The organism is Ferruginibacter sp., from assembly GCF_028288465.1.
Lineage (GTDB): Bacteria > Bacteroidota > Bacteroidia > Chitinophagales > Chitinophagaceae > Ferruginibacter.
Genome location: NZ_JAQBNR010000005.1, coordinates 164,016 through 185,106 on the forward strand (window position 1 = coordinate 164,016; position 21,091 = coordinate 185,106).

11 protein-coding genes are annotated in these 21,091 nt (G+C 40.0%); 8 read left to right on the forward strand and 3 right to left on the reverse strand.

Annotated features, from left to right (window positions below):
- Positions 1-450: 450 nt before the first annotated feature.
- Together JWR61_RS03075 and JWR61_RS03080 are read right to left on the reverse strand one after the other, a co-directional pair.
- Positions 451-639: a hypothetical protein gene (locus tag JWR61_RS03075; protein ID WP_301926387.1), complete on the reverse strand. Its 189-nt coding sequence runs from the start codon at positions 637-639 to the stop codon at positions 451-453.
- Positions 640-839: 200 nt separating this feature from the next.
- A complete protein-coding gene (locus JWR61_RS03080) occupies positions 840-1,205 on the reverse strand; it encodes a response regulator transcription factor (protein ID WP_301926388.1) in 366 nt (121 codons plus the stop codon).
- A gap of 772 nt (positions 1,206-1,977) precedes the next feature.
- Here JWR61_RS03080 and JWR61_RS03085 point away from each other — a divergent pair.
- The gene (locus JWR61_RS03085) at positions 1,978-6,123 is read left to right on the forward strand and encodes a hybrid sensor histidine kinase/response regulator transcription factor (protein WP_301926389.1); all 4,146 of its coding nucleotides are present in this window, start codon (positions 1,978-1,980) and stop codon (positions 6,121-6,123) included.
- Between the two features lie 167 nt (positions 6,124-6,290).
- Here JWR61_RS03085 and tnpA read toward each other — a convergent pair whose 3' ends face one another.
- Positions 6,291-6,749, reverse strand: a complete 459-nt coding sequence (gene tnpA / locus JWR61_RS03090) for an IS200/IS605 family transposase (protein WP_301926390.1) — start codon at positions 6,747-6,749, stop codon at positions 6,291-6,293.
- Positions 6,750-7,058: 309 nt separating this feature from the next.
- On the opposite strand from tnpA, the gene JWR61_RS03095 reads away from it, so the two are divergent.
- The 7 genes from JWR61_RS03095 to JWR61_RS03125 all read left to right on the forward strand — a co-directional run bounded on the left by JWR61_RS03095 (position 7,059) and on the right by JWR61_RS03125 (position 20,715).
- Positions 7,059-9,539: a hypothetical protein gene (locus tag JWR61_RS03095; protein WP_301926391.1), complete on the forward strand. Its 2,481-nt coding sequence runs from the start codon at positions 7,059-7,061 to the stop codon at positions 9,537-9,539.
- Positions 9,540-9,755: 216 nt separating this feature from the next.
- The gene (locus JWR61_RS03100) at positions 9,756-12,884 is read left to right on the forward strand and encodes a TonB-dependent receptor (RefSeq protein ID WP_301926392.1); all 3,129 of its coding nucleotides are present in this window, start codon (positions 9,756-9,758) and stop codon (positions 12,882-12,884) included.
- A 23-nt stretch (positions 12,885-12,907) separates the two neighbouring features.
- Positions 12,908-14,386 carry a RagB/SusD family nutrient uptake outer membrane protein gene (locus tag JWR61_RS03105; protein ID WP_301926393.1) on the forward strand — a complete coding sequence of 493 codons (1,479 nt, stop codon included), beginning with the start codon at positions 12,908-12,910 and terminating at the stop codon, positions 14,384-14,386.
- A gap of 115 nt (positions 14,387-14,501) precedes the next feature.
- Positions 14,502-15,833, forward strand: coding sequence for a hypothetical protein (locus JWR61_RS03110; protein WP_301926394.1), 1,332 nt, complete (start codon positions 14,502-14,504; stop codon positions 15,831-15,833).
- Positions 15,834-16,535: 702 nt separating this feature from the next.
- Complete coding sequence (locus JWR61_RS03115; RefSeq protein ID WP_301926395.1) at positions 16,536-17,594, forward strand: glycoside hydrolase family 130 protein; 1,059 nt, start codon at positions 16,536-16,538, stop codon at positions 17,592-17,594.
- On the forward strand, positions 17,587-18,888 hold the full coding sequence (locus JWR61_RS03120) for an MFS transporter (RefSeq protein WP_301926396.1): 1,302 nt from the start codon (positions 17,587-17,589) through the stop codon (positions 18,886-18,888). The genes JWR61_RS03115 and JWR61_RS03120 overlap by 8 nt, the downstream gene beginning before the upstream one ends.
- Positions 18,889-18,987: 99 nt before the next feature.
- Complete coding sequence (locus tag JWR61_RS03125; protein WP_301926397.1) at positions 18,988-20,715, forward strand: hypothetical protein; 1,728 nt, start codon at positions 18,988-18,990, stop codon at positions 20,713-20,715.
- Positions 20,716-21,091 lie beyond the last annotated feature (376 nt).

A 21,091-nucleotide genomic window follows, 5' to 3' on the forward strand; every position in this document is an offset into this window, starting at 1 on the left:
CAATTTATCCAACTCTTCCACCTTATTCACAGAAAATATTGCACTTGCATCGCCGAACAGATTTTTTAAGAAGATGCTGCTACAGGAAATAATTCAGATGTCATAACGGCGATAGTTTGTTCCCGGCATTTAGAGCAGTTGGTTTGATAACAAAAAAAATAATGAGCAATGAAAAAATTCAACGTTTGTGTGAGCACATATTTTCTTTTTGATTTGGATTAGTGTAACTAAATAATATTTCTGCCGGCTGAATAATTGACATCGATAAAATTGCTGATTTTTTTATTGCAGGTTATGGCGATATTAATCATTCCTTCCTGATATATCGGCTAAAATAGAAAAAGGCTTTTCAAATATTTGATTAACAAAAAGAATCTTGCGTATCGTAGTAAAAAATATGCATCTTGAATTGCGGGGCTCTGTAAAGCAGGCTGTAACTTGAAAAATCTACTATTTCGTATCAGAGGATAGCTGTTTTATTGCCCATTTTTTTGCACGGTTTATGGCAATAGCAATGGCAAGTCCTTCATCCATATTTTTTTCTGTGAGCAAAACATTGGCAATTTCAATAGCCTTGTATTTGACTGGCCCAGGTAAATTTTTCATCGAAACCGGGTAATTGTATTTTGTCCACGGCATGGGAATTAATTTAGCAGTGTTCAATTTTATAACCGATTAATCTCAATATTCATACCCGGTAAAACAGATACAGCAATGCAGTCAATTTTACTAGCTTATCATTTTGCTTCAGTATTTACCTGTAACAATACTGCCATTTATTGAGTTTGTTGTTTATTCTTTAAAACGGGCTTGTTACGAAATAAGTAAAATTAAAAATGTTACTTATTTAACTGGCAGCTTACTGAATTTAATAATTCAATACCCCTGAATGGTTTTGTTATATATGCATCGGCACCAAACTCTAAACCCTTTTTTATATCATCATTGTTTGCTTTTGCCGTTAAAAAAATAAAGGGAATATGTTTTATTGATATGTTTGCTTGAATGGCCTTCAACACTTCGTATCCATCAAGTGCAGGCATTACGATATCACACAAAATAAGATCAGGAGAATATTTTATTGCTTTCTCCAGCCCCACCTTTCCATTCTCTGCTGATATAACATTGTAGCCAGCCAACGCTAGTATTTCTACTATATTGCTGCGTACATCGTTATTGTCTTCTATCAGCAGGATCGATTTCATATTGCTATATTAATATCATTAAGGTTCTTCATTTATGATGTCAGTCTTTATGATATCAGTCTTTATGACATCACAGGAAGTAGCGGCTTATACTTTCAATTAGTCTTTTTTCACCCACTCTTTATTTTGAACTTCAGCCTGCATCATTTTTATTTTTGGCTTAAAATGATCCTGGGCAAAAGTAAGCTCAACGGGTAAAAATACTTCTTAGCGTTAGCTTTTTTAATATTACCGGTCATTTGTACATATGATTACGGGCAGCCCTGAAGGTTGCACGAATATTTTTCGAAGGTGGCTCAGTTTTTTTCAGCATTAAGCAGCGGAGGATTTTGACCGGCGATCTCACTGAAATAAGTACAACTAAAAGTAAATTTCAATCAGGACATATTTCTCTCCTGTATGCCGGAGATGTATAATACAATCTTGAAAGTGAATCTGTTCTTTCTTCATTTGAATGCTGACCAGTAAAAAAATAAGAAAAATACTTTAATAACAGAATCTGCAACCTTCGCGCTGCAAGTAGAAAATTTGCCCTGGTTGCTAAAATATAAAGCTGCCGCTAACAACTATGATAAACCGCCAGCTCCGCCAGTTTTTGTACGCATACAGAGCAAAGAGACTATTTTTTTAATTAGCTTAACTTGCAATACTTATTTCAATAACATAGTGGCAGATCATAGCAGCCTGCTTCAATTATGCATTTGATTTAAAATGAACCAGTAATTTAAACTGCTGAGATTTGGACGCAACTTTTTAATTAATTAAGAAAATAATGAAGCGTATACTTCACCCTTGTTATATTTTTTTGCTTGCTTTTTTTTTCAGGCTGGATGCTGTTGCCAGCCCGGACGACCCGTTTTTCATTCAGCACTATGATAACCGAAATGGCCTTTCCAACAGTTCGATCAATTACATTTTTAAAGATGCCGGCAATTTGTTGTGGGTGGCTACATGGGATGGACTTAACATGTACGATGGAAATGTTTTTCACGTATTCAACTACAGCAAGGAAAATGATTTCAAAAGTATTGGCAGCAATGTTATTCAACAGGTAACGGAAGATAAAAGAGGCAATATCTGGATAACCACCATTGAAGGCATATCGAGGTATGAAAAAAAGACGGGCAAATTCTATAATTATTTTTACAATCAATATCAACGCAGCAGGGTTAGCGAACAGGAATATGTACTGGCGATCGATACGGCTGGCAAAGTTTTTTCCCTCAATCAGAAAGCCGGGCTCAGCTCTTACGATGAAGTGGCTGATACTTTCCGGCTTTGCAATATACCAAGGCAACAGGCTGTTATTACGAAAATAGCTTTTGATGAAGCCAACCGCTTGTGGTTACTAAATGCAAAAGGTGAGCTGGATGTGTATGCATTAAACGGAAGGCAGTTTAAAAGTGTACGCACTTACCGGGATCAAAAAGGTATCAGTAATTTTTTCAATGTAAATCACCAGTTTTTTTTTAGCAACGGTGCCGACCAATTATTCAGCATTCATAACGGCACCTTAAATCAAAAACGAGTGATGCAGTTGAAGCATACACTTACTGCTGTTATTTTTTATAAAGAACATTACCTGCTTGCCTGGGCTTCCAAAGGCTATGACGTGTACGATGCCAATTTTCAATCTTCCTCTTTTTTACAGGAAGAAATGCGGCAGATGCAGGATATCAAGGTAACATCCTGGGCCTTGGGCAGTGAAGATATTTTATGGTATGGTACGGATGGCAACGGCATCATAAAAGTTTATCCAAAAACAAAATCATTTGGTACGGTTTCTACTTCGGATAACGGGATGCCTTACAATAAATCGGTAAGGGCATTTTGTGAAGCCAATGGAAATTTATGGGTGGGAACAAAAGGCAGTGGCATCATCAGTATTGAAAATTTTTGGTCTGATACGACTGCATCATTCCATAAGAGACATTTTTTGTCAGCTTCCGAGCTGGATAATAATGCTGTGTATGTTTTAAAAAAGGGAAATGATGAACTGATCTATATAGGCACTGATGGAAAAGGTGTCGGGGTATACGATCTTAAAACAAAACAATTTACCAAATGGGCGTCCATCGCCGGGCATGACCTGTATCCTGAATTTGGTTCGGTATATGCGATAAAGCAGGATGCAGATCATTCATTATGGCTTGGCACCAGTGGTTATGGTTTGATACACCTGAAGATAACCAGGGATAAAGCCGGTAAATTATCAGTGGCTTTCCAGGAACGGTTCACGTACAACAATAATAATTCCGGCCCTGCTAATGATATTATCTATGCATTGGCGGATGCAGATGACAATCATTTGTGGATAGGCTGCAGATATGGCGGCTTGAGTTTAATGGATAAAACCACGAAGGTATTCAGCACTTTTAAGGCATTTACCTATGAAGGAAGCCTGTCTAACAATGATGTGTTATCCTTGTTTAAAGATAGCCGCAACAGGATATGGATCGGCACCAGTTACGGATTGAACTGGATCAATAATGCAGACGCAAATAAAGAAGAACCTGTATTTCAAAAATTAACAACTGCCGAAGGTTTACCCAATAACACCATTCACGCAATTGAAGAGGATGGTACCGGTCACATATGGGTAAGTACCAATAAGGGCCTGGCAAAAGTGAACCAGGCAGATCAGCAGATTTCTTATTACCAGCAACTGGATGGCTTGCAGAGCAACGAGTTTTGTGATGGGGCAGTGTGGAAAGACAATGCCGGCAATATTTTTTTTGGAGGCACTTATGGCTTCAATCATTTTCTTCCCCAAAACATTCGTAAATCAGTTTGGCAACCTAATCTGCTGCTATCAGGTATTTCTATCGGTGGAAAAGCGGTTAGTGAAAATGGCTTTGCGGTGATGGAAGATTCAGCCAACAAGCCACTTGATTTTACGGTGAGCAGGAGGGATAACTTTTTTGAACTCGATATTAAGGCGGTAAGTTTTTTAAATGCAGAAAAATGTGAGTATGCCTATTACCTGGAAAGCTATGATAAAATATGGCATTATGCAGGCACCAATGGAAAAATTGTGTACAGCAATATGTTGCCAGGCAACTATACCCTAAAAATAAAATGGAGCAATGGAGAAGGTTTATGGTCAAAAGAAATAGCATTGATGTCGCTGGAAGTGAAACAGTATTTTTGGTTGACCGCCTGGGCTTATTTAGCTTATGCAGCACTGTTATCAGCCATCATATTTGTTTTTTACCGGTACCGTAAAAATAAACTGGAGATAAAACATCAACTGGCGGTGGAGCATGTGCTCCGTGAAAAGGAAGAAGAGATTCACCAGAACCGTCTTGGGTTTTTCACCAATATTGCTCATGAACTTCAAACACCGCTTACACTGATCATGGGAAGCTCAGAACGTTTTTTGCATAAAACAACTACCGATAAAGATCAGAAGGAAAAGCCCTATTTTTTATCATTGATTCATCAGCAGGCATCAAGGCTTACTTACCTCGTTCACCAGTTACTGGAATTCAGGAAAGTGGAAGCCGGATTTTTTAAGAACCAGTTTAGTCACCTGAATATTTCAGAATTATTGCTGAACCTTGGCGAACCTTTTATTCCATTGAGTGAACAAAATAAAATGGAATATGAAATTAATATTGCGCCGGGAATGACGGGGTTGGCAGATAAGGATAAGATCGAGAAAATTATTTTCAATTTATTATCCAATGCGTTTAAACATTCAGAAAAAAATGAACAGGTGATATTTTCTGCCAGGGAAAATGACAATCAAGAACTGGAAATAATAGTGGTCAATTCCGGAACACAATTACCAGCAGGAAAGCTTGACCAATTGTTTGAACAATTTTATGTGGTCAATCCCAATGCTGCTGCAGATACCGGAAAATTTGGAACAGGCATTGGCCTTGCGTTTACAAGGCAATTAGTCGCCATGCTTAATGGCCGTATCAGTGCCAGTAGTGAAAACGACAGGATAAGTTTTAAAGTTTGCCTGCCCATGGTAAAAGAAAAACCCGCAGACCTTCCTGCGGAAAATGCAACCACCGTCAGCGATCAGCCTTCCTATTTATACCGTACCATTACTGCTTATGCCGAAACCATGCAACCCATTTCAACGGCCGATAAAAACAAGCAGGCCATCATTGAAAACCTGCAGGATACAAAAAGAAAAAATATTCTTATTGTGGAAGATGATGCGGACATCCGTTTTTTATTAAATGATATTTTGAAAGATGAATACATTGTATATGAAGCGGCAGATGGGCGAAAAGCATTGGAGCTGATTGAAAAAGTAATGCCGGATATCGTGATCTGCGATGTCATGATGCCCAATATGAGTGGCCTTGAGTTATGCAATAAAATGAAGACTGCACCTGCCACCTGCCACGTACCTTTTATCATCTTATCATCCCGGGGCAGCGAAGATCACCATATGGAAGGGTATGAAGTGGGCGCTGATGCATACATCGCCAAGCCTTTTCAAACCGCCCATTTAAAATTGCGTATAAGGAAACTGCTGGAATACCGCCAAAAATTACTGGACCTTTTCAACAATGAGAAAGGCACTGACATGCTGGTAGAATCTGACTTAAATGCGGGGGACAAAGAGTTTCTGACCAAAATGGTAAAACTGATCGATGAAAACCTGGGTGAAACAGAGCTGAATGCCGTGTTTCTTGAAAAGGCTTTTAACATGAGTAAAATGCAATTGTACCGCAAATTGAAAACGCTGACCGGTATGACGCCGGGCGAATTTATAAAAAACATCCGCTTAAAAGAGGCTGCTCATTTACTGGCAACATCCCAGTTAAATGTAACAGAAATTTTCTACCGAACCGGTTTCAATAATCAGTCTTATTTCTTCAGGGAGTTCAGGAAGCGGTATAACTCTGCGCCAAATGAATACAGGGAGCAGCAATCAGTGAAGGGGTTGAATTAGAATGACTAATTCTGATTTTGGAGCTCAAGTGGATTTGCAATCAGTATTTGTAAAAGCCATATTATATTTTTGGTATTTATTCGGCAGAAAAAAGAAGGCGCGGGTATCTCGTGATTTTTTTAACCTTAGTAGAAAGGAAAATATCTAATTTCTATGACCTTATTACCTTATTTTGGTCCATACTTTCCGACAGGCTCAAGTGTCTTTTGATAGAATTTAATAAACGTTTCATACTCTTCCATAAAGCTTATTTTTCGGTGATGTTCTGATTGATTAAGTATGTATTTACATACCTTATCAACATCAGACTTAGATACTGAAAAGGCTGAGGAAGATTCCTGCCAGTCAAACGAACTGTCACATAGCTTATTCTGGTTAATAAATTTTTGAGAACTTTCTGCGACTATTGAAGCCAGTGTTTCCTCTGATAATTTGGGGGAACGGGAAACTAAAAAATGAACATGTTCAGGATTGGCGTATATGGCATATAATTGAGAATCATTATTGTTCACTATGCCAGTAATGTATTTTTCAATTCGTTCCCGGTGTTTTTCAGCAATAACCGGTAAGCGGTGCATAGTAGTGAAAATAAAATGTGTATATAAATTATTATACTCTATTTTCATTTTAGTCCGTAATAAGGTTAGAGTCTTTTTAAAATTTACTTTCTACTAAGGTTTAAAGACCGGATCAAATATTTGCCCCAATTATTTAAAATAGATTAATATGAAATTAATATTTTTTCTCTCACTTTAAAATAAAAATCAGAATGAAATTACTTTGCGATTTCTTTCCATCTTTCTTACCTTAAAAAAATCTTCAACGAAAAATCGCTGTTTTATAGCTAAAATGTAACCATAGTACAGTAAAATGTTAGCATAGTGCATAAGGGTGGCAGGCATTAAAGATAGTTTTGACTATCAATTGCTGCCTGTATGTTACAATATAAAAGCCAACCTACGTTTTTTTTACTTTGCCTGTCTGTATTAGTCATTCACTCCGTGGCCGTTTGTCAGCAACTGAGCCTGAAGGTTGCCGGTGATGAAACGGCAGGATACCATGTTGATATATACAATGAGGGACACCTGCTGGTTACCAATACAGAAGAATTTTCCTTGCAATTATTTAATAATGACCTCAGCACAACAGCCAATTTTCCTCAATGGAAAGGACAAAGCTGGAAGGGCACCGCAAAGCAAATCACTTTATCAAGAGATGCTTATATAAAAGAATTTGATGCCAATCTGTCTGTATCCGTAACCTACCAGGTGTTGAATGATACCATCGTAAAAAAGACGATTGACTTGATGCAGCCATCCATGCCCGGCATGTTATATATATTACAGCAAACAGCACGACCTGCAGAAACTCCCAAACGGTATACAACATTTGAGTACGATAGTTTCCCCGGCGGCTTTGTGCATGAAATGTTTCCTTCAGCTGGTTTTGTTACTCCGGATAATATGGTAGTTGGATTTTTAACAGATGCCGGGTATAAAAATCAGTACACCCGTAACACCCGCCGCAGGTTTAGCGGACGCGGGGGCGGATTTGTTGGCATGCGCCGCTTGCCGGATGTGAATTTATTTTCTGTTGCCAATTTAACCGAGCGGTCCGCCAATAATAATTATATCAGGCAAACATTTGGTGAACTGTACAATTTAGATGCGGGTTCAGCAACTATCTTAAAAGCGCCTGCAGCTTATCAAAAAGAAGGTAATGCCGAAGTACAGAATCAGGATGGACTTATTTCAATTACCGGTCATGCTGGCGGCAGGGCGGGCATAGAATTCATTGCACCTTTAAAAGACCAGCAAGTTTATACCATGTCATTTTCGTGCAAAGGCAATACGCCGTTGGCATTAAAACTTTTCAGGGTTAAGAACGGGGTAAAAACGATTGAACTGGAAGATGGCGTGAAGTACATAGATAATTTTCCGGCAGTAGAAAATGAATGGACCCTTTTTAAAGGAAGCATCCTGGTGCCCTATATTGAAAATGACAGCGTAGCCATGTTCATTGGTACACAATCAGGCAAAGAATGTACACTCCAAATCAAAGACCTTCAGTTTGCAGAACAGCAACCGCAAAGGGAACCTTATAATATTCTTCCGCTAGGAGAAAAAGTAACCAAGACCACTTACATTTTTGTTGAGCCATGGAAATCGCACCAGCAATTCATGATTGCTTCGCAATCACGGTTGGCTGAAGCCAAAGGTTTTAAAGGATCGCAGATGGAAAAAATGCTGTACGCCAATTTTAATATGCTTACCTGGATCACCGATGTAAATGATTTTACGCCGTTCAACGTACCGAACATGAACTATGCACCGGATATGTACAACAGGGATTCTTATTTTTCTACGGTAGCTTCTTACAATAAAGAATTAAATCTTTCCATCTGGGAGCAATGGGGTAAAACGCAAACAGTCAAAGGTGGTATTGGTACCATCATCACGCCATTGATGGGCTCGGTGGAAGCAAAAGACAATGAAGCCACCATTGAATGGCTGATATGGGCCATGATGAACAAACGCCGCTTCGGTGTTACGCTTCCGCAGGATAAAATAAAAAAAGCAGTTGATTATGTACTGAACGAATTTGACAGTACCGGCGATGGTATATGCCGGTCGCACTTTCCTTTAAGCCAGGTAGATGTGATTGATTACAACCCAAAAACAGACCGGCTGGGAGTGAACCAGGGTATGCTGGCGATTGCATTGAGAACAATTAAGGAGTTAGGTTTTAATGTAACAGAAACGCATATACAGAAAGCTGAAAAAGCATACCGGGATTTTTATGATGTAAAACGCAAACACATTTTGTTCGACCGCAATTTTCCTGATATCATTTCACTGACTGACCTGGAACCGGAATTCTTTTCGCTGTGGCTATTCAACAGGCCAATGCTGACAGATGAAATGGTCAAAAATCAATTGGACCTGATTCCTGTTTTAAATAAAGTAGCCAACTCTCCGCATCCTGAATTGGGGACCACGGCACCCATCTGTGTGCGGGTTACAAAAGATGCAAAAGGATTTGCGTATCTCAGCGGCGATTATCAACCCTTTGAAAAATTTGGTGAAGAAAACTATAGTGACGGAAAGAACGACGGTTTTTATTACAATGGTGGCAGCTGGTTCAGGGCTGAATATTGTGCCTATGTAGTTGGATTAAAACATGGCTGGAAAAAAGCTTTGCCGCTGATGGAAAACAGGGTATGGGCAGAAATTTACCTGAATCCCAAATGGCCGTTCAGTAAAGAATTTATACCAACAAAATGGACGACGACCGACAGCTGGTGGCCTTCTACCAAAGGCCTGTGTTGGAATGTATTTATCCTGATGGCGGATGAAGTGGCAGGATTACGTACACCGGTAATGGATCCTGATTATAAAAAATTAAAAGCAAAATAAATAACCACTGATATCTTAAATCATCAGCCACTATTCAACCCCAATTATTAACCACTAAAAAATTATCAGGCACACATGACAAATTAAAATACCAAAATGGCTGTTCAGCCAAAGCAGGTGAGCAGAGAAAAGACCCTGTAATGAATCAAAACGAAACTGCTGACACATGATCACATTCAAAGACTTTTATTTTTCAAATATTAAAACGATGCTGGTATGAAAAAAAATCTTAAGGACATTATTCGTTCCATTCCAAAACAATTGCGTACAGGATTAAAGCTTGCAATTTGCTTTACCTGTCTACAGTTTATCCATTCTGCATCCTTTGCACAGGCAAAAGATGTTACTGTTACGGGTAAAATAAACTCCACTGCAGGCGAAGCATTGGTGGGTGTAACAGTTAAAGTAAAAAACGCTGCTACTACTACAACAACAGATGGTGCCGGTAACTTCTCCATTACTGCGCCGGACAATGCAATATTGCAGATAAGTTATGTTGGATACAAAATGCAGGAAGTATCTGTGTCTGGCAGAACTGCATTGACGGTGAGCCTGGCAGCAGAGACCAATACGTTGGGTGATGTGGTTGTGGTTGGTTACAGCAGCCAGCGCAAAGGTAGTATCACAGGCGCTGTATCAACTGTAAACATGGCTGATGCAGATAAGCGCAGGGTGGCAGATGTGGCTCAGTTGTTACAGGGCCAGGTGGCTTGCGTAACGGTAACACAAAGCACCGGTGCTCCCGGCGATGGCATCAATATTACCATCCGTGGTGTAGGAACCATTGGCAGCAGCAGCGATCCGCTTTACATTGTGGATGGACAGCCGACTACCAGTATCTCCTTTATTAATCCTGCCGATATACAATCAATCACCGTATTGAAAGATGCCGCTGCAGCTGCAATTTATGGCGCCAGGGCTTCTGGTGGTGTAATCGTTCTTGTTACCAAGAGTGGTAAAAAGGGAAGATCAAATCTGGATATCAGTTATTACAATGGTATTCAAAAAGTAGCCAATCTTCCAACCATGCTCAATGCTACACAGTATATGAACAAGATGGAGGAAAGCTGGAACAATTCCGGTTATTCCGGAACAAATCCTTACACAGCAGATAAATCAAGACCAGACCTTGCTAACACCAACTGGCTGAAAGAATTGTTTGTATTGGGTAAATCACAAAACCTGCAGGTTTCTGCAAGTGGTGGTTCAGATAAAGTTCAATACCTGCTCTCCGGTGGCTATTACGGACAAAACGGAATTGTGATTTATGATAATGACCAGTTTAAACGTTTTAGTTTCAGGGCAAATGTAAATGCAAATATTACAGACCGTTTTACAATAGGTACCAACCTGCAGATTTCTAACAGCATACAGGATAAAATATCTTCCAGTGGTGATGCACCCGGAGTGATCCGTCATGCTTTTTTACGTCCGCCGGTAATTGGTGTGTTCAAAGATCCAACTGATCCTACTTACAGTGTTGCGGATCCTTACACAGACTTGCCTTTTTACTCAGCTAATGTAGCTGCAAATGGCGGTACCTGGAATGCCGGCGCAAATAAGTATGAGTTTGCTTCCAATCCACTTGCCATTGCTCATTTTACCAATGATAAACGCACCAATTTCAGAACCTTTGGTAACGTGTATGCTGAACTGGCTTTGTTGCAAAACAAAGAATTAAAGCTGAGAAGTAACCTGGGTGTTGATTTGAACATGCTGCACAATAAAGCATTTTATCAAAACTATGGTGACAATGATGGCGGAGGTTCTTCCATTGACCAGGGAACCGGGCGTCAAAACAGGCCCAGCAATTTAAGTGAGGAAAGAGGACAGGAAACAACCATCACCTGGACAAATACAGTAAGCTATAATAAAAAAATTGACAGGCATACGATCAGTGCTTTGGCGGGCAGTGAATTTATTACCAACTATGCTTCCGGTATCAGTGCATCAAGGGCAAGGTATGGTAATACAGATTCAGCATTCCAGTACATAGATTTCGGCGCTTTTCCACAGGATTTATGGAATGGCGGAAGCGCATCACAGTGGGCATTGTTCTCTTTATTTGGCTCTGTTAATTACAGTTACGATAATCGTTTTTTTGCAACTGCAAGTGCAAGATTGGATAAGTCAAGCCAGTTTGCTATCAATAATCAACAGGCGTTTTTCCCTTCTTTTTCTGCAGGCTGGAGAATATCCCAGGAAAAATTTCTGCAGGATGTAAGCTGGTTATCTGATCTTAAATTAAGAGCCAGCACTGGTAAATTAGGCAACCAGTCCGGGTTGAATAATTACAACTCTTTATCTATTTATAATTCGCAGGGTACATTACTTCGTTATGGTAACCCGGATTTGAAATGGGAAACTACCACACAGAATAATATCGGGATAGATGTTGGTTTGCTTAAGAACGCAATTAGTTTTTCTGCTGAGTACTTTCAAAAGAAAACCTCTGATCTGTTGCTTCCATTGGGACTACCAAGTGTAGTGGGTGATGTAAAACCAACCATCGTAAATGCAGGAGCAGTAACCAATAAAGGGTTTGAGTTTTCACTTGGCTACAGGAATAGCGGTCACAAATTCAGGTATGCTATTAATGCAAATCTTGCGACGGTAACAAACAACGTAGACAAGCTTGATCCAAATTTGCCCAACATCTATGGACAGGTTTCCAAGACAGAAGCCGGCCATCCACTGAATTCTTTTTATGGATTTAAAATGACAGGTATCTATCAAAGTCAAAAAGAAATAGATGATTACCTGACAGGTTCATCTCATGCTGATGTTCACCCGGGAGATATCAAATTCCAGGACATCAATGGCGATGGTATCATCAATGATGTTGACCGTGCTTACATTGGTAATCCAAATCCAAGATTGAGTTATGGTACTAATTTGTCAGCCAGTTATCTTGGCTTCGACCTGAGTGTTTTATTTCAGGGTGTAAGCGGTGTTGAAAAATACAATGACCTTAAAAAAATCATTGACTACGATACCCGTCCGTTTAACCACACCACTGCTACATTAGGTGCGTGGCATGGCGAAGGAACAAGCAACACCATACCCCGTTCCACCTTTACAGACAATGGCAGCAGCAAGGTATCCAGCATTTTTGTAGAAGACGCTTCTTACTTCAGGCTGAAGAATATTGAGCTTGGCTACACAGTAAACCTGGGCGGTAAAATAAAAACTGTTTTCCAGGATGTACGCCTGTTTGTATCTGCTCAAAACCTGTTTACCGTAACCAAGTACACAGGGTTGGATCCGGAAGCGTACAACATGTTTGACCAGGGCACTTACCCGCAATCAAAAGCATTTTTATTTGGTATCAATGTTAAATTATAATTCATACACTAAAAATCAACAACATGAAATCAATATATAAAATACTGGCTGCTCTTGTCATCTTCTGCACAGCTGGTTGTTCAAAAGAGTTACATAAAACGCCCATTGGAATAATAACAGAGGGGATACCGCCTACACATGAGTCGGTTATTTATTCTGTCACTTCTTCTTACCAACTTCTTTCCAGTACACTGAATATTATTGGCAACTGGGGCTGGGATGATGGTACGGTACTCCGCAATGATTTTATTATGCAGGATATTGCCTCCGGTGATATGCTGAAAAAATGGAACCCAGATGGTGACCAAGCCTGGATGGACCAGTTTGCTGATTTTAGTTTTACCTCCAGCAACAGCGGTGTAAAAGGCCAGTGGAGTTATGATTATGCAGGTATTGCAAGAACCAATCTGGCCATTAGTTATTTAACTGATGCAACCTTAACAGCAAGCCTTGGTATTGATGAAACGTTAAGGAAAAGTTTGTTGGGTCAGGTATATTTTTTAAGAGCTTTTTATTATTTCGACCTGGTGAATTTATATGGTGATGTGCCATTGTTAACAGCGCCGTTGAAAAATTTTGCTGATGCTTACAGCGTTGCAAAAAGAGAAACAAAAGCGAATGTGTACGTGCAAATAAGTAAAGACTTGGCTGATGCAAAGTCGTTATTGCCAGATGGTAAATATGCAGCTGCTGATGAAAAATGGAGAGTATCCAAAGGGGCAGTGATGGCAATGCAGGCAAAGGTTGCATTGTACAATCAGCAATGGGCAGACGTTATAACCGCTGTTACTGAAATGGAATCATTAAACTACTATAGTTTAGATCACGACTATTTCGACAACTTCAGCGTAGCAAAAGAATTTGCAGAAAACGAAGTGGTATTTGCCTATGATCACAAGTCGTTAACAACACCAAGAACAGGCAATGGCCTGTGTGCATTGGCAGGTTGGGGATTTATAGCTCCTTCTCCCAGTTTTATAGCAGCATTTGAACCCAACGATCCGAGATTGGGATTGACAGTTGATGTAGCAGGACAAAACGTGTACAAAATATTTGGTGAATTAAACAGCAATAACAAGGGCAATGATGATGCACCCAGCAACAAAATATATATCCGCTGGGCAGATGTACAATTATGGAAAGCAGAAGCCTTAAATGAAACAGGTAATTACCCGGCTGCCATTGCAATTATCAATAGCATAAGACAGCGTGCAAGAACCAGTCCTAATGCTGACGGAACCATGCCTCCTGCAGGAACTTTACCAGACAGGGATGTTACGTCTGTCAGCAAAGACCAGATCAGAACATGGTTGATTCAGGAAAGAAGGGTAGAGTTGGGTTTTGAATCACAAAGATTCAATGACCTGAAACGTTGGGGAATCGCCAAAACTTTTTTAACAGGGTTGGGTAAAAATTTCCAGGATAAAAATTATCTCTATCCAATTCCACAGGGAGAGATCGATAAATCCGGTGGCAGCATCACACAAAATACAGGGTATTAAATTATTTGGTAAACGATAGGGAGTTATTTGAAGTTTGATTCAAACATTTGAATAACTCCTTTTTTTACTGCTATTCCCCCTTCGGTAGAATTACTAAAAACAAAGTGCTGCTATAATGCATACAAATATTAAAATAAGTTGGACTGCTTTGATAGTTGCTGCTATTGTTTGCTCATCAGCCTGTAAAAAGCAGGCTGCAAGTGCAGCGCCTGTTGTAGTTCCTGTAACGCCTGCACCAGTTATAGTTTCTTCTATTTTAAATACGGCACATCTTGAAAGATTAGCCGTTCCTGTTGTTTTTCCCAATGGGGAAAAAGCAGAAGGCATTTATATTTATGCGGATGCTCCTTCTTACAATCCTGTAGTTGCAGGCGGTGAAGGTTTTACCTGCGTAGACGATGTGGCCCGCGAAGTATTGTTTTATTTGAGAAGCAGTGCATTCTCTACCGATACAGTAATTCAAAATAAAGTATATGGCCTGTTGAGTTTTATTATCAACATGCAAGCTGACAATGGATACTTCTATAATTTTTTGCAACAGGGCAATGTGATCAACAAGACGGGTATCACCAGTATCAATCAGCCTAAATGGTGGAGCTGGCGTGCTTTACAGGCGCTTACTGAAGCAGGTCCTGTTGTCAAATCGAAAAATATTTTATTGTCAGACAGGGTGGATGCAGTGGTTCTTAAACTGATCGCTGTAATTAAAAAGGAGTTGGCAGATCTCCCCCTCACGACTGTTCAGATAAATGGCGTTGGTGTACCACAATGGTTACCAGAAGGCGCAGACCAGGCTGCGACATTGATCCTCGGTTTGATTTCATATTGCCAGACAACTGGTGACGTTGTAATAAAAAAGTATATCCGCAAACTGGCAGATGGAATTGTAATGACACAGTTTGGAGACGCTGCTCATTTTCCTTTTTCCTGTTTTTTAAGTTCCGGTAACAGCTGGCATGCATACGGCAGCGACCAGGCGGCTGCCATTTTTAAAGCAGGCATTTTTTTTAATGATACCAGCTATACCACCAAGGCAATGGCAGAGGTAAATAATTTTTATCCCTGGTTATTGAACAACGGATTTAAAAACGCTTTCGATGTAAGCTTTGCCAATGGCGTTTTCGCGCAGGAGAATACAAAAGAATTTGAACAGATCGCTTATGGCATACGCCCAATGGTTTTTGCTGCCATTGATGCGTATGTAATTACCAGTGATGAGCGATATGCAGATATGGCGGGCCATTTAGCCGCATGGTTTCTTGGAAAAAATACGGCGGGTGCCAATATGTTTTCAGTCAGTAACGGCCGCTGTTATGATGCCATCAATACCGGCAATAACATCAATAAAAATTCAGGAGCAGAATCAACCATTGAAGCCCTGTTGACGATGCAACGGGTAAACAATTATGCAACAGTAAAAGCTGCAATGGACCGGTATAAATTATAATAATTAAAAATCTATCAATCATGACTATTCACGATTCAATGTTGTTTACTTAAGCTATTAAAACCTTATATCGCTAGTAATACTTTGCAAAGAAGCATGAAGTGCACAAATCATCCTTCGATTGTTCAACGGGTCTTGTCTGGTAAAAGATTTACAAACCAGGTAGTTTTTACTTACTTCTTTGCCTTGATGCAAAGAAGTAACAAGAAAAATCAAGGCTGCGAATAAAAAGGCTGAAATTTTCAGCACAATCCTACAATCAAGGAACTCGCCGGAAGAGTTCATTGCTTTGTGGCTTATGCCGGCTCAGACAGCCTTGATTGCTTAACGGATTATGCTGAAAATTTCTAGCACTTTTTATTCGAGGCCGTTTGAAGACATGCATTATTCTAACAGTTCATTGGAAAGTTTTGAATAAAATTGAACTATTCAAATCGTTCTTCGAGTTGAACACAGTAACTGGATAAACCGCCTCTTTTTCTCCGGTTCCGACGCAGTCGGGATTGAAAAAATGCGCAGCATATTTTTTCAAAGGGGAAAAAGCAGCGGTGTTCCAGTTACGCAGCCCGCCGGCTGTGGAGGCGAAACCTACAAATTGAAAAGTAGCAACGATTGTAAAATGGCCCTTTTATTTTATCAAATAAACTGCTTAAGTAAACGACATTGATTCACGATTGACCATTCACCACTTTAATTTTTTTTATGAATGATATAGCAAAACGATTCCCTGCAAACCCGCTTTTATCTCCCAAAGATCTGAAGGCAAGTGCTGAAGGACTGGAAATTACCTGCCTGTTAAATCCCGGTGTATTCAGGTTTCAAAATAAAACATGGCTGATTGTAAGGGTAGCAGAAAGACCAGCACAAAAAGAGAACGTTATTTCGTTTCCTGTATTAACAGAAACGGGTGGCACACAAATAATAGAAATTAAAAAAGATGATCCGGAACTGGACGCATCGGATGCAAGGGTGATTAATTATAAAGGGGTTGATTATTTAACCACCTTGTCTCACCTGCGCTTGCTTTGTTCAGATGATGGCATACAATTTTATGAACCGGAAGGATATAAGCCATTGGTGGGAGAAGGTATGTTACAAACATTCGGTATAGAAGATTGCAGGGTGGCACTATTGGAAAATATTTATTACCTCACATTTACAGCAGTATCTGGCAACGGTGTAGGCGTGGGGTTACGCACTACCGTTAACTGGAAAGACTTTACAAGTCATGGGATGATGCTGCCGCCGCACAATAAAGACTGTGCAATTTTTGAAGAAAAAATCAATGGTTTATTTTATGCTTTGCACCGGCCAAGCAGTGTAGATATCGGCGGTAATTATATCTGGATCACTTCTTCACCAGACGGGGTGCACTGGGGCAATCATCAATGCATTATTAAAACAAGAGACGGTGCATGGGATAGTAAAAGAGTAGGAGCCGGCGCAGCGCCCATTAAAACCGATCAAGGCTGGCTAGCAATTTATCATGGGGCAAATGAAAAACATCAATATTGTTTAGGTGCTTTTTTAATGGACATCAATGATCCGTCCAAAGTAATTGCAAGAACGGAGGAGCCGGTAATGGTGCCAACGGCGACTTATGAAACGAGTGGTTTTTTTGGTAACGTAGTATTTACCAATGGTCATATTGTGGATGGAGATACCATCACTGTTTATTACGGTGCTGCTGATGAATTTGTTTGTGCTGCACATTTTTCTTTGAAAGAAATTCTCTCACTTTTAAAATTCAATCATGTTTAATAAACTCAAAACGGAGATCGGTCATTTTAAAAGTCAACCACGTAATTTCCGGATACTGATCTTAACCAATTTAACTTATGCATTTGTACTACCGGTGATTGACACTTTTGTGGCGGCATATGTAATGCGTAATTCAAACGATCCAACAAAGGTGGTGATCTACCAGCTGACCGTGTATACGGGTATACCGCTGACATTTTTACTGAATGGATTTTTATTAAAGCACTTTAATATCAGGAAACTCTATTCTGCAGGTATGATGCTGAGTGCGGTTTCCATGATATACATGATGAGCCTGCATAACCTGAATAATGTGGGCCTTGGAGTTGCTGGTATTATCATGGGCCTGTCGTTCGGGTTTTACTGGGCCAACAGGGATGTGCTTGCCTTAGCCATTACCAATGATGGAAACAGGAATTATTATTATGGGCTGGAAACTTTTTTTTATACCATCATCGCCGTGGTTGTTCCCGTAACCATCGGCTGGTTTATAGAAACAAGAGGTGGTGCAACACACGATGACGCTTCGATCCATACAGCATATAAAGTCATCACCGGTATCGTTTTCCTCATTACGGTGATAGCCTCCATTGTTTGCTTCCGGGGCACTTTCCCAAACCCGGAACATAAGAAGTATGTATTCTTTAAATTTCATCCTTTGTGGTACAAGCTGCTTTCCCTGGCTTTATTAAAAGGCCTTGCACAGGGTTTTTTGGTAACGGCTCCGGCCATGCTTATTATGACATTACTCGGTAAGGAAGGTGCACTGGGAACTGCACAATCTATCGGGGCCATTATTGCAGCTGTTATCATGTATGTTTTAGGGAGATTGTCTAAACCAGGAGACCGCATTAAAATATTTGCAGTGGGCCTCGGCTTGTTTGCTTTAGGGGCGGTAGTCAATGGCGCTTTATTCAGTGGACTGGGGGTAATCATTTTTATCCTGTTACTGTTGATTGCAAAACCGCTCATCGATCTTGCTTATTTCCCCATCCAGTTCCAGGTAATAGATATTGTGAATAAAGTGGAAAATCGTGGAGAGTACGCATACATACTCAATCATGAATGGGGATTATATGCCGGCAGGCTCATTGGAGCAGGTACCTTTTTAGCATTGGCTTATGGCATTTCAAATGAAATCGCGTTGAGGTATGCTGTTATCATTATTGCTGCTTTACAATTATGCTCCATCTTTGTAGCAAAAAAAATTATAGCACAGGGCAAAATACTGTCGCCGGATGAACCCGGAATAGATATGAAGGCGATGGGTGAAGTAGCAGAGGCAATTGTTTAATGGTCGGTAGAAATCAAATCAGCAAATGAAGGATTGCTTTAGTTTAATAAAAAGCCTGGCAACCTTCAAAATAATACAATACTAAAAAATGGAGTTACAATGAAGAATAGTTTAAAAAGCATAACAGTTGCGCTTTTATTTATTTGCGTCGCCAATTCTTTAAAGGCACAGGTAAAACAACAACAGTTACAACGGGTAGACCAGATGGCCTTTTTGCCTGCACCGTTACAAATAATCGATTATAAAAAACTGGCACTTCAGTTTGATAAAACAGTGTTTGATTTTAATGCCAAAGGAAAATTCTGGCCATTGGTATGGATTGACAGCAGTAAAAAGAATTTTCCTCAGAATGTAGTAGGCCTGTATACTGCTTTGGCAGATGTAAGGCAGGGCACGAATAATAAAGGCATGTTTCATGAAGCGCTGGCAACAATGGGTGCAACGCTCGGCGCAAGTTTGGTAGGCATTGACAAGACAAACCAACAGGGTCTTGATTATGTTGGCATGGTAAAAAATTATTTTAATAAAGAAACAGGCTGGAATATCATGATGAATAACACGTGCCCCGAAGTAGCACTGCTCGGCGGCGGTTACGGTCGCGACTGGTGGTATGACGTGTATCCCAATGTGTTGTTTTATGCCATCTGTGACCAATACCCCAACGAACCCGGCTTTACTGAAATAGCCAAAACCATTGCCGAACAATTTTATGCTGCTGATTCAATATTAAATGGCAATTACGATTATTCTTATTTTGACTACGGTAAAATGAAGCCAATGAAAAACCAGATTTGTGCCCAACCGGATGCAGCTGCTGGTCATGCTTATGTATTGTATGCCGCATTTAAAAAGTTTGGTGACGTACGATATTTAAAAGGTGCATTGAGTGCATTGTCTGCATTGCAATCACAAAAAATAAATCCTACTTATGAATTGCTGATGCCTTTCGGCGCTTACCTGGCTGCAAGAATAAACGCAGAGCAGGGAAAAAATTATGACCTCGATAAAATGCTGGGCTGGAGTTTTGATGGCACGGCGGTTTGCAGGGAAGGCTGGGGCGTATTGGTTGGTAAATGGAATGGCTTTGATATATCAGGTATTGTTGGCAGTACGGTAGATCATGGCGGGTATGGTTTTTTGATGAACACGTACGATGCAGCCTGGCCGCTTGTTCCCATGGTTCGGTATGATCAGTCTTATGCTGTTGCCATTGGTAAATGGATGTTGAATGCGGCCAACGCTGCCCGGTTTTTTTATCCGCAATACATGCCGGATGATCATGAAACCATTCCACAACTGGCAGCGGTTACCAAAGGCGTGATTGGATATGAAGGGATGATTAAACAATCATCCTATAAGCAACCTGAAAAGTTGAAAGGCCCGGTAGCACAGGGTGATGGCCCGTTATGGGTGCCGGGGAAGAATCCGGAAGAATCACAATTCAGTGTGTATGGAAGTGGCCATGCAGGAATTTTTGGCAGCATTATCCGTACAACAAATATTGCGGGTGTGCTGCAATTAAATTTACTGGCTACCGATTTTTACCATGATAAAGCTTACCCCTCTTTTTTATATTACAATCCATACACCACTGCTAAAACAGTTGTGATGAAAACGATGGGCAATAAAAAAGTTGATTTGTACAATACCGTTACTGGTAAATTCATTGCAAAAAATATTACTTCATCTGCTTCAATACAACTGCCGCAACAAAATGCAGCGATCATCATTTGTGTTCCTGCTGGCGGTAAGATAACTTACGATGGCACTAAAATGCTGGTGAATGGTGTTGTGGTTGATTATATGTTTACTAAACGAACCCGTTGACATGATTTGTTTAAAGGTTGGGTTGGTTTCACTTTGTTATACCAACAGGTAATGCAGGCTCTGCAGCAGAAAATCTTAAGGAATGTGTTGCAGCCGGAGTAAAATCTGCAGGGACAGAGCGCTCGCCATCGTGGTTACTGGCGTAAAAATAAAAGAGATAATTTGTTCGAATCCGTTTACACCGGATTTGTTTAGTTCGTAAATTTTATCTTTTCAATCTAACTTCTAAAGAGGGGAAGAGTGGTCTATGAAGTTCGGATCTTGTAACCTTAATAGTAAGAATATGTGATCAGTTAATGATCTATTTTTCGTACACATTTCGGACATATTTCCTTTCACACCATTTTTTGTTTGCCATTATTAAATTTCTTTACCA